Raw genomic sequence first — 12,828 nt, forward strand, 5'->3', positions numbered from 1 at the left:
TCTGGGGGCAGAGCCCCCAGCACTCACCGCAACCGAGACGTGGCCGCACCTGTCACCACCAACAACCCCGCGCTGATCGCCAACGCCATCCGCATCCCACCCGCAAAACCGTCGGAGACCAACGCCCCGAACACCGCGATCCCCAACCCCCCGGCCACCTGCCGCGCAGCGTTCAACACTCCCGCCGCCACCCCCGCCCGCTCCACCGGCACCGCATCCATCATCGCGGCCGTCAGCGGCGGCACCGTCAACGCACACCCCAGCGCCAACGGCACCAGCAGCACGGCCACCAGCACAGAAGACGTGCCGGCAGAGACGTACAACAGAACCAGCAGTCCCACGACGGCCAGCGCCTGCCCCACCAGCATCGGCACCTTCGCCCCGTACCGCCCCGCGAGCTTGCCCGCCACGACATTCGTCACCGCGATCAGACCCGTCATGGGCAGGAACGCCAGCCCGGCCCGCAGCGCCGACAGCCCCTGGACCTGCTGGAAGAACAGCGAGAAGACGAACACCACGCTGTAGAAGGCCACACTCACCGCCGCCCCCGCGGCGACCGCGACCGCCACCGTCCGGTTGCGGAACAGCCCGAGCGGGACGACCGGGTGGGGACTGCGCGCCTCGATCCGGAAGAACGCGACGGCCGCGAGGACGGCGACTCCCGCCGCCACCCATCCCGCCGTACCGCCCTCGATCACCGCGAAGGTCAGGGCAGTCAGAGCCACCACGGCGGCAACCTGCCCCGGCACATCCAGCGGCGCCGGCCGCCGCTTCGACCGCGGCGCCCGTACGAGCAGCGCCAGGATCAGCGCCCCCACCGGCAGATTGACGAAGAAGATCCCCCGCCAGTCCCAGGCGGTCGTCAGCAGACCGCCCGCCACCGGCCCCAGCGCCACCGCCGCCGAACCCCCGGCGGCCCAGGTCGCCACCGCCCGCGCCCGCCGCGCCGGTTCCGGGAACGCCTGCCGCACCAGCGCCAGCGAAGCCGGGAGGACGACGGCCGCCGCCATGCCCTGCGCCACCCGTGCCCCGATCAGGAACGGCAGGTTCGGCGCCAGTCCGCAGGCCGCCGAGGCGAGCGCGAAGACCGAGGTGCCGAGCGCGAACGCGCGGCTCGCCCCCGCACGGTCCGAGAAGGCACCGGTGGAGAGCATCAGCGCGGCGAAGGGCAGGGTGTACGCGTCCACCACCCACTGCAGACCGGACATCCCGGCGCCGAGGGAGTGGCCGATCGCGGGCAGGGCCACGTTCACCACGGACGCGTCGAGGCAGATCAGCGCGAAGCCGAGGAGAGCGGCGGTGAGGGTGAGCGCGGGGGAGGACCGATCGGGTCCCAACTCCCGCCCGTGGGTGGCGAGTTCATCGCCGGTGACCGTCTGGTTCGTCGTCATGCGTCCATGCTGCGGATCCACGGCGCCGTACAGTAGTGGCCTGAATGCCATACTCCCGGAGGTTCTGGCCATGCCGAGGAAGCGGACACCGCACCGCATCGCCGTCATCGCGCCCTCGCCCGTCTCGATGTTCAACCTGGCCATTCCGGAGCTGCTCTTCGGCAAGGTCGAGGTGGACGGGCGGCCGGGGTACGAGGTGGTCGTCTGTGCCGCCGAGCCGGGGCCGGTGCCCACCTCCGGCGGTCTCGACCTGTATGTGCGCGACGGCCTCGACGCCCTGCGCGGGGCGGATACCGTGGTCGTCGCCGGCACCGGTGCGCCCTATGAACCGGACCCGCGGATCGTGGCCGCCGTCAAGGAGGCGGCCGCCGACGGCAAGCGCATCGCCTCCCTGTGCACCGGCGCCTTCCAGCTCGCCGAGGCGGGCCTGCTCGAGGGCCGCAGGGCCACGACCTACTGGGCGCACGCAGAGGAGCTGCGCAGGCGGTACCCGCAGGTCGACCTGCGCGGAGACGTGCTGTACGTGCAGGACGGCCCGTTCGTGACCGCGTCCGGGTACGCCGCCGGCATCGACCTGTGCCTGCACATCATCCGCACCGACTACGGCGCCGCCGTCGCCAACGAGGTCGCCCGCCTCACCCTGGTCGCGCCCGTACGGCCGGGCGGCCAGACCCAGTTCACGCACACCCCGCTGCCGCCCGAGCGCGGCACCGCCTGCGCCGACACCCGCGGCTGGGCCATGCGCAACCTCGACAAGCCCCTCACCCTCACCGACCTGGCCCGCCACGCGGGCGTCTCCGTGCGCACCCTCACCCGCCGCTTCCACGCCGAGAGCGGGGTCAGCCCCCTGCAGTGGCTGCTCCACCAGCGCATCGAGCGCGCCAGGGAACTCCTGGAGACCACCACCCTCCCCATGGACCGGCTGGCCCGCGCCTGCGGCCTGGGTACGGCCGACTCCCTGCGGACCCATGTGGTGCGCCGGACCGGTCTGACGCCGAGCGCCTACCGGGCGCAGTTCAGCCGGCTGGGAACCACGGCCCCGGCGGACTCGTCCTCCGCTGCATGATCAGAACGAACCGGACCGTCGACACGGTGGTGATCAGAACCGCCCTGCCCGTGGAGGCCGAGGCCGTCGCCCAACTGCACGCACGCGCCCGGTCCACCTACTACCCCGACGGCCTCCCGGACGACGGCCACGACTGGCGGGCCCGCTGGCGCGAGGCCATCGAGCGCCCCGACGGCCACGTCCTGTGCGCCGTCCGCGACTCCCGCCTGGTCGGCATCGCCTCCTTCCGCACCCCTGAGGACGCCTCCGGGGAAACGGTCAAGCTCTTCCAGTTCCACGTCGACCCCGACCAGTGGCGCTCCGGCATCGGTACGGCCCTGCACTCCGCCTGCGTCGAGCAGTGGCGCGCCGACGGCAGGCGTACGGCCGTCCTCGACGTGCACGTCGACAACGAGCGCGCCCAGGCCTTCTACGCCGGCCGGGGCTGGGTCCCGGACCCGGAGAACCCGCCGGCCGAGGGCGACCACCACCTCTTCCTGCGCTACTCCGTGCCGGGGGAATGATCGTCCCTGCTTGAACGTTCATCCACTTGGCGGAGGGTGTCTCCGTACCCGTACGAGCTGGAGAGAACATGAAGGTCGAGATCTGGTCGGACATAGCGTGCCCGTGGTGCTACGTAGGCAAGGCCCGCTTCGAGAAGGCCCTCGACGCCTTCCCGCACCGCGACCAGGTCGAGGTGGTGCACCGCTCCTTCGAGCTGGACCCGGGCCGCGCCAAGGGCGACATCCAGCCGGTGATCACCATGCTCACCAAGAAGTACGGCATGAGCGAGGCCCAGGCGCAGGCCGGCGAGGAGAACCTGGGCGCGCAGGCCGCCGCCGAGGGCCTGGAGTACCGCACCCGCGGCCGTGACCACGGCAACACCTTCGACATGCACCGTCTGCTGCACCTCGCCAAGGAGCAGGGCCGGCAGGACGAGCTGATCCAGAGCCTCTACAAGGCGAACTTCGCCGAGGAGCGGTCCCTCTTCAGCGAGGGCGACGAGCGGCTGGTGGAGCTCGCCGTCGCCGCCGGGCTGGACGCGGACGACGTCCGCAAGGTCCTCGCCGACCCCACCGCCTACGCCGACGAGGTCCGCGCCGACGAGCGCGAGGCCGCCCAGCTCGGCGCGAACGGCGTGCCCTTCTTCGTCCTCGACCGCAAGTACGGCGTCTCCGGCGCCCAGCCCGCCGAGGTGTTCACCCAGGCTCTGGCCCAGGCGTGGGGCGAGCGTTCCCCGCTCAAGCTCATCGACGAGGGTGGCGCGGAGGCGTGCGGTCCCGACGGGTGCGCGGTGCCGCAGCAGTAAAGCAGCAGGTGGGGGCAGATCTATAAGCGCTGCTTAGTGAAACCACGTAAAAATCGGCAATGGACTATGAGGTCCCCCGGGCCCACAGTGGAGCCATGGAGACGACCTTCGAGAGCCTCGTCCGTGCCGAGTTCGCCCCGAAGAACACCTACCTGAACACCGCGAGCTGCGGGCTGCTGCCGGCCCGTACCGTGGCCGCCCTGCACGAAGCCGTGCGCATCCAGGCCGAGGGCCGGCCGCTCGACCCGCTCTTCGCGGACGTGGAGGCCGCCCGCGCCTCCTTCGCCCGGCTGGCCGGCGTCCCGGTGACCCGGGTGGCGGCGGGCTCCTCCGCCGCCACGTACTCCGGGGTGGTGGCCGCCTCGCTGCCCGCCGGTGCCGAAGTCCTCACCGCCGAGGGCGACTTCACCTCCGTCGTGAACCCCTTCCACGCCCGCGGCGACCTCAAGGTGCGGGCCGTGCCGCTGGAGCGGATCGCCGACGCCGTCCGGCCGGAGACCGCAGTCGTCGCGGTCAGCGCCGCCCAGTCCGCGGACGGCCGGATCGCCGACCTCCCCGCGCTCAAGGAGGCGGCCCGGGCGCACGGGGCGCGCACCTACGTCGACTTCTCCCAGGCCGCCGGCTGGCTGGAGATGGACGGCGACGCGTACGACTTCACCGTCTCCACCGGCTTCAAGTGGCTGATCGGCCCGCACGGTGCGACCTTCCTCGTCGTCCCGGAGGACCTCGGCGGGCTGACGCCGATCCTGGCGGGCTGGTTCGCCGGCGAGAACCCCTGGGAGAGCTGCTACGGCCCGATCCAGGAACTCGCCCACTCCGCACGGCGGTTCGACATCAGCCCGGGCCTTTTCGCGTACGCCGGAGTGCGCCACTCCCTCGCGCTGATCGAGGAACTCGGCGTGGACGCCGTACGCACCCACGACCTCGCCCTCGCCGACCGCTTCCGCACCGGCCTGCGCGACCTCGGCCACGAACCCCTGCCCGCACCCGGCTCGGCGATCGTCTCGGTGCCCGGGCTCGGCCACCGCCAGCCTGACCTGAGCAGGGCGGGCATCGAGCTCTCCGACCGCGCGGGCAACCTGCGGGCTTCCTTCCACCTGTACAACACATCCGCCGACGTCGAACGCCTGCTCGACGTCCTGTCTTCCTGAACCACTGGCGCGGGCCGTTCCGGGACGCTAGGAAGGGCACCAGGGGTGGTGGTGCCGGTGGAGTCCACGGGCGATACGTCCGTACAGCTTTCCGACGCGGAGCTGCACAGGCGGCTGGTCTACGGGGACGAGTCCGCGCTGGCCGAGGCGTACGCGGCGTACGGCGGGCTGGTGCGGGCGGTCGCCGTGCGGGTCACGCACAGCCCGGCCGCCGCCGAGGACGTGGCGCAGGAGGTCTTCGCCCAGCTGTGGAGCAGGCCGTACGCCTTCGACGCGGACCGGGGCAGCCTGCGCACCTGGCTGTCCATGCTCGCCCACCGGCGGGCCGTGGACTGGGTGCGCAGCGAGGCCCGGCACCGCAAGGACGCCCGCGCCGACGACTTGGCACTGCACGCCATCCCGGACGCGGCACCCGGCCCCGACGAGACGGTCGTCGACCGCGAACGCTCCCTCCTGCTGCACAGCGCCCTCGCCGAACTCCCGCAGCCCCAGCGGGAGGTGGTGCACCTGGCCTACTTCGCGGGTCGCACCTACCGGCAGGCCGCCGTGGAACTCGGCATCCCGGAGGGCACCGCCAAGACCCGCTTGCGCACGGCTTTACGCACCTTGGCCGAGTCTTTGGCCGACCCACCCGACCCGGCGCTGGAAAGGGGCGCATGATGGCGGCAGGGTGTGCGGCAGGGAAGCGAGGTGTGCGGTGACCGACGACCACGACGGCGTGCGCGACCTGCTGGCCGCATGGGCCTTCGGCGCGCTCCCGCCGGCCGAGGGGCGGACGGTCCCGGGGCACCTCGCCGAGTGCGAGGCCTGCGCGGCGGAGGCGGAACGGCTCCGGGAGACCGTACGGCTCCTGGACGGACCGGGGCCGAACGGTGCGCACGCGCGCCCCACGCCCGACATCGTGTCCTTCGCCCTGCGCGCCCGCCCGGCCGTGCCCGGTGTCGCCGCGCATGCCGCACCCTACGCCGCCGCCGTCGCCGGGCTCAAGGCGCTGCTGCCCGAGGCCGACGGCCGCTGGGGCACCCCGGTCGTGCACGACTGGGACGTCCACGCGACCCTCGCCCACCTGCTCGCCGCCGACGAGCCCCTCGCCGGGCGGCTCGGCATCGCGGCGCGGCTGCCGGCCTCCCCGGTGCCGGAGGGCGCGAACTGGGAGGACGCCTGGAACCGCCGTAGTGCCGACGTCATCGAGCACGAGCACGGCCGCACTCCCGAGGAGACGGTCGCCGACTGGTCCGCGCAGGCCGCCGACCTGCTCGCCTCACCCGAGGCCCGCGACCCCCAACTGGCGGCCACGGCAACGACCTTGATGGGCGTACGGCTGCCCGTCGCCGACCACTTCGTGGTGCGGGCCTTCGAGGCGTGGATCCACACCGACGACATCGGCCGCGCCCTGGGCCTCGCCGTCCCGCCGCCGCCCGCCGAGCACCTGGGCCAGCTGGTCCGCCTGGCCGTCCGCATCCTCGGCCTCGCGCTCGGCCCCACCGCACCGCCGGTGCTGTTCGCGATCGACGGCGGTCCGCAGTGGGTGCTGGGGTCCGAGGACGAACCCGTACGGGCCGAACTCGCCCTGGATCCGGTCGACTTCTGCCTCCTCGTCGGCGGCCGGTACACACCCGAGGAGGTGCCGCGCGGCGCCTCGGGCGACGAGGGCGCCGTCAGGAACGTACTGGAAAGGGCGGCGTCACTGGCCTGGCTGTGAAGCCTTGAGGCCTGTGCCGCCGCCCTTTCCCTCAGCGCCTGTTCACTTCACCGGCGTGAAGTCCCTCGCGCCAATGAACTCCGGCCGCCGGATGGGCGCCGCGAACGGCTCCACGGCCTTGTTCTCCACGCTGTTGAACACGATGAAGACGTTGCTGCGCGGGAACGGTGTGATGTTGTCGCCGGAGCCGTGCATGCAGTTGCAGTCGAACCAGGTCGCCGAACCGGCCCTGCCCGTGAAGAGCTTGATGCCGTACTCGCCCGCCATCTTGGTCAGCGCCTCGTCCGAGGGCGTGCCCGCGTCCTGCATCTGCAGCGACTTCTTGTAGTTGTCCTCGGGCGTGGCGCCGGCGCAGCCCAGGAACGTGCGGTGCGACCCCGGCATGATCATGAGGCCGCCGTTGGTGTCGTAGTTCTCGGTCAGCGCGATCGAGACGGACACCGTGCGCATGTTGGGCAGGCCGTCCTCGGCGTGCCAGGTCTCGAAGTCCGAGTGCCAGTAGAAGCCGCTGGCCCCGAAGCCCGGCTTGACGTTGATCCGCGACTGGTGGACGTACACGTCCGAGCCGAGGATCTGCCGGGCCCGGCCGACGACCCGCTCGTCGCGCACGAGGTTCGCGAACACCTCGCTGATCCTGTGCACCTCGAAGACGGAGCGGATCTCCTTGGACTTCGGCTCGACGATCGAGCGCTCGTCGGCCCGGATCGCCGGATCGGTGACCAGGCGCTCCAACTCCCGGTGGTAGACGGCGACCTCGTCCGGAGCGATGAGCTGGTCGATGGCCAGGAAGCCGTCGCGCTCGAACGACTGGAGGTCGCCGGCCGGGATCGGACCCGGCGTGTCGGGGGAACCCCACACGACGGGGTCCTGGCGAGGGACGGACACCTCGGTGGCGCCGCGGCTGGGATAGAGATCAGTGATGCCGGTGGTGGCAGTCATGTGATGTCACACCTCCTCGGGCTCGGTGAGCAGCGGGTAGACGCCGTTGGCGTCGTGGTCCTCCCGACCGGTCACGGGCGGGTTGAACACGCAGATGCAGCGGAAGTCCTCCTTGATCCGCATCGTGTGCCGCTCGTGCCCGTCGAGGAGGTACATGGTCCCGGGCGTGATCGTGTACTTCTGCCCGGTCTCGTCGTCGGTGAGCTCGGCCTCGCCCTCGACGCACACGACGGCCTCGATGTGGTTCGCGTACCACATCGACGTCTCCGTACCCGCGTACAGGATCGTCTCGTGCAGGGAGAAGCCGACCCTCTCCTTGGCGAGGACGATGCGTTTGCTCTCCCAGGTGCCGGACGCCGATTTCACGTGCCGGTCGGTGCCTTCGATCTCCTTGAACGAACGGACGATCACGGTGCTGCGATGCCTCCTAGGTGGTGCCAACTACGTGTGTTGAGGGGGTGGTTCAGGCCGTCTCGCGTACGGAGCGGGCGAGGACGCTCAGCCCCTCGTCGAGCTCGTCGGCGGTGACGGTGAGCGCCGGAAGCAGCTTCACGACCTCGCTCTCGGGGCCCGACGTCTCGATGAGCAGACCGAGTTCGAAGGCGCGCGACGCGATCCGCCCGGCCCGCTCCTTGTCGTGGAACTCCATGCCCCACACGAGCCCGCGGCCGCGGTACTCCTTGACGTCGGCGCGGTTCTCCTCGGCGATGGCGGCGAGCGCCTCTTCGATCTGCTCACCGCGCGCACGGGTCTGCTTCTCCATCGCGGACCCGTCCGCCCAGTACGCCTCCAGGGCGGCGGTGGCCGTGACGAAGGCGGGGTTGTTGCCGCGGAAGGTGCCGTTGTGCTCGCCCGGCTCCCAGATGTCCAGCTCCGGCTTGAACAGGCAGAGGGACATGGGCAGTCCGTAGCCGCTGATGGACTTCGACACGGTGACGATGTCCGGGGTGATGCCCGCCTCCTCGAAGGAGAAGAAGGCACCGGTCCGCCCGCAGCCCATCTGGATGTCGTCGACGATCAGCAGCATGTCCTGCCGCTCGCACAGCTCGGCCAGCGCCCGCAGCCACTCGGGCCGCGCGACATTGATGCCGCCCTCGCCCTGCACGGTCTCCACGATCACGGCGGCCGGCTTGTTGAGCCCGGAGCCCTGGTCCTCCAGGAGCCGCTCGAACCACAGGAAGTCGGGGACCGTGCCCTCGAAGTAGTTGTCGAACGGCATGGGCGTGCCGTGCACGAGCGGAATCCCGGCGCCGGCCCGCTTGAAGGCGTTGCCGGTGACGGCCAGCGAGCCGAGCGACATCCCGTGGAAGGCGTTGGTGAACGACACGATGGCCTCGCGCCCCTTCACCTTCCGCGCCAGCTTCAGCGCGGACTCCACGGCGTTGGTGCCGGTCGGCCCCGGGAACATGACCTTGTACGGCAGGTCGCGCGGCCGCAGCACCAGGTCCTGGAAGGTCTGCAGGAAGGAACGCTTGGCGGTGGTCGACATGTCGAGCCCGTGCGTGACGCCGTCCCGCTCCAGGTAGTCGATCAACGCCCGTTTCAGGACGGGGTTGTTGTGCCCGTAGTTCAGCGAGCCGGCCCCGGCGAAGAAGTCCAGGTACTCATGGCCGTCCTCGTCGTACATGCGGCTGCCGTGCGCACGGTCGAAGACGGTGGGCCAGCCGCGGCAGTAGCTGCGCACCTCGGACTCGAGGGTCTCGAAGACGCTGAGGTCGGGCTGGGTGATGGTCACGACGAATCGCTCCTCGTTGCGTGGGGGAGTGCGGGGGGTCGTCAGTGGAGGTGGTCCGTGGGGGGTGGTCAGAAGGAGAGGGGACCGATGCGGTACAGGACTTCGGGGTCGTGCGGCCCGTCCGGGAACAGGCCCGTGTCGAACAGCACCTCGCGCTCCACGAGGGCGCCGTGCCGCTCGGCGAACGAGGTGAACAGGCGCTCGGAGCCGGTGTTGCCCGGCGTGATGGTGGTCTCGACGGCGGTGATCCGGTGCGCGGTGCCGGCCCGCGCGACCACTCCGTCGAGCAGCGCGCCGGCGAGCCCGCGTCCGCGGAACGCCTCGTCCACCGCCACCTGCCAGACGAGCAGGGTGCGCGGACGGTCCGGCCGCACGTACCCGGTGACGAAGCCGACCGGTTCCCCGTGCCCGTCGCGGGCCACGGCCGAGGTGGCGGCGAAGTCGCGACACCACAGCAGATAGCTGTACGACGAGTTCAGGTCGAGGGCCTTCGAGTCCTTGGCAATCCGCCACAACGCGGCTCCGTCCGCGACCTGCGGACGGTCGATGTGCAGATCTGCTTGTGCGGCAGTCATGCGGATTGAATTTACCGAGGGAAATTCGAAATTGCATCGCCGTTAGGGGTTACGAACGGCTGGGGCGTGTGTTATCACGCGGGCGCGGGTGATCGCGCAAGGGAAGGTGGTTATGGCATTGATTGTCCGGAAAATCCGTGGCAAATAGACAGCGATGTGTAACGCGTCACAGGCATGTAACCCCCACGAGATCTGCCCGAATTCCTCCGGTTGGCGTTCGCAGAATCTTTGCGTTTAGGTCGGGGAAAAGCGGGCAGAAGAATACGGGAAGCTGCGCCGAATTGAATTACAAATTTACACCTGAAGTTACACTCCGAGTAGCCCTTTTAATTAGGCGCCGGTAACTCCGTCGATGCGCTCCCGGAGGATGTCCGCGTGGCCGTTGTGCCGGGCGTACTCCTCGATCATGTGAATCAGCACCCACCGGAGACTGACCTCCAGCCCGGCCATGTTCCCGTCGGCGATCCGCCCGGTGCAGTCCAGCGACCGCCCGGCGCACAGCTCCCGCCCGCGCGCGATCTCCCGCTGCCACACGTCCAGCGCCTGGTCGAGTCCCCGGGCGGGGTCGAGCAAGCGTGAGCGCCGACGGCTCGGCGGCCGCGGCCCGCACCTGCGCGTCGTCCAGCTCCGCACACTTCAGGGCCAGGGTGGCCCGATGAAAGTCCAGCCAACTGTCGAGCATGGGCCGCTCGTCCCCGGTGAGAAGCGGGATGGGGCGACCGTCGGGAAGGGTCTGGGGCACGTTGGTGGTCATGGGGCGAGCATGGCACGGGAGTTGAGGGGCAGCGCGGGATCATGTCATCGGGCGCGCGGTGGGGTCAGAGGGCCCGAGTCGATGACTACCGCCGGCTGTTCTCCACGGCCTGCCGCGCCGCCTCCAGATCCACCGTCAGCCCCTTCTCCGCAAGGGCGGCCCCCAGCGCCGCCAGGCAGCGCTGCACGACCTCCGCCGTCGCGTCCACCCCGTAGTGATTGACCCGAATCATCTCCTTGGCCAGCGCACCCCCACCAGCGGCCAGCGGCAACGAGGGGTCCGACTCCAGGGCCCGGGCCACCAGTTCCGACGCGACCACCCCCGCCGGCGCCCTCAGCGTCGTGGCGACAGGCGCCGCCTCCGAGGCCTCGTACACATACGGCTCCAGACCTCCGCCCAGAGCCACCGCCCCCGCCCGAGTCGCCGCCGCGGCCGACGCGTGCCGGGCCATCACGGCGTCCAGGCCCACCGCCTCGATCCGCTCCACACACGCCTCCAACGCCAGCATCTCCAGCTGCGCCGGCGCATGCAGCAGCGCCTTCCGGCCGCCGTCGACCCACCGCTCCTTCCAGTCGAGGAGCGAGAGATACGACCGCCGCGGTGCCCCCGGATTCGCCGCCATCCGCGCCCACGCCCGCTCGCTCACCGACACCGCCGACACCCCGGCGGGCCCGCCCATCGCCTTCTGCGCCCCGATGACGCACAGGTCCACACCCCACGCGTCCGGCAGCACCGGCTCGGCCCCGATCGACGCCACCGCGTCCAGGTAGAACAGTGCCCCGTGCGACCGCACCACCTCACCGATCTCCGCGACCGGATTCGTGTTGCCGGTCGCCGCTTCCGCATGCACCAGCGACACGAAGTCGATCCCGGGGTGCTCGGCGAAGGCCTCCCGGATCTGCTCGGCGGTGACCGCCGTGTGGAAGGGCACGGCAAGGTCGATCACCGTCGCCCCGCAGTCCCGCAGCCAGTTCCCGAAGGTCTGCCCGTACGGACCGGTGATGACGTTCAGCGCCACGGTCCCCGGCCCGGCGGCCGAGCGGATCGCCCCCTCCAGCGGCAGCAGCGCCTCGCCCTGCATGATCACGACGTCCTGCCCGGTACCGAGCAACCGCCCCACACGGTCCTCGATCGAGGCGAAGTGCGCGGCGCTCAGCGGGGGCAGATCGAGGAAGGCGTGGGTCACGGCGGTGCTCTCTTCGCTCTCTTCACTCACGAGTGGTCGACTCGCTCGAGGGTATCCGCCCCCTGTGCCCCACCTTCCACTTGTGACTTCTTAGGCCGGGCAGCCCCGCAACCATCGGTTTGATTTGAGAGACCCAAACTTCTCCTTATAATCGGAACCCACAGTTCCCACACAGGAGGCCACCCCGTGAAGACGATCTCCGGGCGCCGGACCCGCATCCTGGCCGCCACCGCAGCGACGGCCGGGCTGGCGCTCGTAGCCGCCTGCACTTCCACCGACAACGGCGGCAGCGGAAGCAAGACCGCCGCCGGCGGGGTCGAGCTCGTCAAGGCCGGACAGCTCACCACCTGCACCCACCTGCCGTATCCGCCCTTCCAGTCGGAGATCGACGGCAAGGTGCAGGGCTTCGACGTCTCGCTGATCGACCTGGTCGCGGGGGACCTCGGCGTGAAGCAGCAGATCCTGGACACGCCCTTCGAGAACTTCAAGACCGGCGCCTTCCTCAACTCCGGAGAGTGCGATCTGGCCGCGGCCGGCATGACCATCACCGCCGAGCGCAAGAAGAACGTCGACTTCTCCGATCCCTACTTCGACGCCACGCAGGCCCTCCTGGTCGACAAGAACGCCGGCATCACCTCCCTCGCCGACGCGAAGGCCAAGAAGGTCAAGCTCGGCGCCCAGGCGCAGACCACCGGCGAGGACTACGCCAAGAAGCAGGGCTTCGACCCGGTCTCCTTCGAGTCCTCCGACGCGGTCCTCAACGGCCTGCGCACGGGCCAGGTCAAGGCCGTCGTCATCGACTACCCGGTCGTCCAGGGCTGGTTGAAGGACAAGGCCAACGCCGCCGCCTTCGAGCTCGCCGACAACATCAACACCGGTGAGCAGTACGGCTTCACGGTCAGGAAGGGCAACACCAAGCTCCTCGCCGCCATCAACAAGGCGATCAAGGACGCGAAGGCCGACGGCACGTACAAGAAGCTGTACGAGAAGTGGATCGGCCCCTACGACCAGTCCGCCGCCTCCCCGTCCGCCTCCTGACCC

At 70.6% G+C, this 12,828-nt stretch carries 13 protein-coding genes and 1 pseudogene; 7 read left to right on the plus strand and 7 right to left on the minus strand.

Annotation, left to right across the window (positions count from 1 at the left end):
• Positions 1-23 precede the first annotated feature (23 nt).
• Positions 24-1,391, minus strand: coding sequence for an MFS transporter (locus ACFY1L_RS43700; protein ID WP_388838189.1), 1,368 nt, complete (start codon positions 1,389-1,391; stop codon positions 24-26).
• A 70-nt stretch (positions 1,392-1,461) separates the two neighbouring features.
• Here ACFY1L_RS43700 and ACFY1L_RS43705 point away from each other — a divergent pair, with 70 nt between their 5' ends.
• The 6 genes from ACFY1L_RS43705 to ACFY1L_RS43730 all read left to right on the plus strand — a co-directional run bounded on the left by ACFY1L_RS43705 (position 1,462) and on the right by ACFY1L_RS43730 (position 6,598).
• A complete protein-coding gene (locus ACFY1L_RS43705) occupies positions 1,462-2,457 on the plus strand; it encodes a GlxA family transcriptional regulator (RefSeq protein ID WP_388838192.1) in 996 nt (331 codons plus the stop codon).
• Positions 2,454-2,960, plus strand: a complete 507-nt coding sequence (locus ACFY1L_RS43710; RefSeq protein WP_388838195.1) for a GNAT family N-acetyltransferase — start codon at positions 2,454-2,456, stop codon at positions 2,958-2,960. Before ACFY1L_RS43705 ends, ACFY1L_RS43710 begins: the two co-directional genes overlap by 4 nt.
• 68 nt (positions 2,961-3,028) lie before the next feature.
• On the plus strand, positions 3,029-3,745 hold the full coding sequence (locus ACFY1L_RS43715; RefSeq protein ID WP_388838198.1) for a DsbA family oxidoreductase: 717 nt from the start codon (positions 3,029-3,031) through the stop codon (positions 3,743-3,745).
• Between the two features lie 95 nt (positions 3,746-3,840).
• Positions 3,841-4,896 carry an aminotransferase class V-fold PLP-dependent enzyme gene (locus ACFY1L_RS43720; RefSeq protein ID WP_388838201.1) on the plus strand — a complete coding sequence of 352 codons (1,056 nt, stop codon included), beginning with the start codon at positions 3,841-3,843 and terminating at the stop codon, positions 4,894-4,896.
• Positions 4,897-4,941: 45 nt separating this feature from the next.
• Positions 4,942-5,556, plus strand: a complete 615-nt coding sequence (locus ACFY1L_RS43725; RefSeq protein WP_388838204.1) for an RNA polymerase sigma factor — start codon at positions 4,942-4,944, stop codon at positions 5,554-5,556.
• Between the two features lie 37 nt (positions 5,557-5,593).
• Positions 5,594-6,598, plus strand: a complete 1,005-nt coding sequence (locus ACFY1L_RS43730; RefSeq protein ID WP_388838207.1) for a maleylpyruvate isomerase family mycothiol-dependent enzyme — start codon at positions 5,594-5,596, stop codon at positions 6,596-6,598.
• 42 nt (positions 6,599-6,640) lie between these two features.
• Here the strand turns inward: ACFY1L_RS43730 and thpD are convergent, their stop codons facing one another.
• The 6 genes and pseudogenes from thpD to ACFY1L_RS43760 all read right to left on the minus strand — a co-directional run bounded on the left by thpD (position 6,641) and on the right by ACFY1L_RS43760 (position 11,787).
• Positions 6,641-7,537 (minus strand): ectoine hydroxylase, encoded by an 897-nt coding sequence (gene thpD / locus ACFY1L_RS43735; RefSeq protein ID WP_388838211.1) that lies wholly within the window; start codon positions 7,535-7,537, stop codon positions 6,641-6,643.
• Positions 7,538-7,543: 6 nt separating this feature from the next.
• Positions 7,544-7,948 (minus strand): ectoine synthase, encoded by a 405-nt coding sequence (locus ACFY1L_RS43740; protein WP_388838214.1) that lies wholly within the window; start codon positions 7,946-7,948, stop codon positions 7,544-7,546.
• Positions 7,949-8,000: 52 nt separating this feature from the next.
• Complete coding sequence (gene ectB / locus ACFY1L_RS43745; RefSeq protein ID WP_388838217.1) at positions 8,001-9,272, minus strand: diaminobutyrate--2-oxoglutarate transaminase; 1,272 nt, start codon at positions 9,270-9,272, stop codon at positions 8,001-8,003.
• Positions 9,273-9,340: 68 nt separating this feature from the next.
• Complete coding sequence (ectA, locus tag ACFY1L_RS43750) at positions 9,341-9,847, minus strand: diaminobutyrate acetyltransferase (RefSeq protein ID WP_388838220.1); 507 nt, start codon at positions 9,845-9,847, stop codon at positions 9,341-9,343.
• Between the two features lie 330 nt (positions 9,848-10,177).
• Positions 10,178-10,601, minus strand: a pseudogene (locus ACFY1L_RS43755) (DUF664 domain-containing protein).
• 85 nt (positions 10,602-10,686) lie between these two features.
• Positions 10,687-11,787: a pyridoxal-phosphate-dependent aminotransferase family protein gene (locus ACFY1L_RS43760; RefSeq protein ID WP_388838480.1), complete on the minus strand. Its 1,101-nt coding sequence runs from the start codon at positions 11,785-11,787 to the stop codon at positions 10,687-10,689.
• A 186-nt stretch (positions 11,788-11,973) separates the two neighbouring features.
• Between ACFY1L_RS43760 and ACFY1L_RS43765 the strand changes: the two genes are divergently transcribed.
• Entirely contained in the window at positions 11,974-12,825 is an 852-nt protein-coding gene (locus tag ACFY1L_RS43765; RefSeq protein ID WP_388838223.1) for an ABC transporter substrate-binding protein, read from the plus strand.
• Positions 12,826-12,828: the final 3 nt, after the last annotated feature.

Source organism: Streptomyces sp. NPDC001663, assembly GCF_042893105.1.
Classification (GTDB): Bacteria; Actinomycetota; Actinomycetes; order Streptomycetales; family Streptomycetaceae; genus Streptomyces.

Bases quoted from the DNA above. Each gene is read 5' to 3' on its own strand.
- ACFY1L_RS43705 (WP_388838192.1), top strand. From the start codon at position 1,462: ATGCCGAGGAAGCGGACACCGCACCGCATCGCCGTCATCGCGCCCTCG.
- ACFY1L_RS43710 (WP_388838195.1), top strand. From the start codon at position 2,454: ATGATCAGAACGAACCGGACCGTCGACACGGTGGTGATCAGAACCGCC.
- thpD (WP_388838211.1), bottom strand. From the start codon at position 7,537: ATGACTGCCACCACCGGCATCACTGATCTCTATCCCAGCCGCGGCGCC.
- ectA (WP_388838220.1), bottom strand. From the start codon at position 9,847: ATGACTGCCGCACAAGCAGATCTGCACATCGACCGTCCGCAGGTCGCG.
- ACFY1L_RS43700 (WP_388838189.1), bottom strand. From the start codon at position 1,391: ATGACGACGAACCAGACGGTCACCGGCGATGAACTCGCCACCCACGGG.
- ACFY1L_RS43715 (WP_388838198.1), top strand. From the start codon at position 3,029: ATGAAGGTCGAGATCTGGTCGGACATAGCGTGCCCGTGGTGCTACGTA.
- ACFY1L_RS43720 (WP_388838201.1), top strand. From the start codon at position 3,841: ATGGAGACGACCTTCGAGAGCCTCGTCCGTGCCGAGTTCGCCCCGAAG.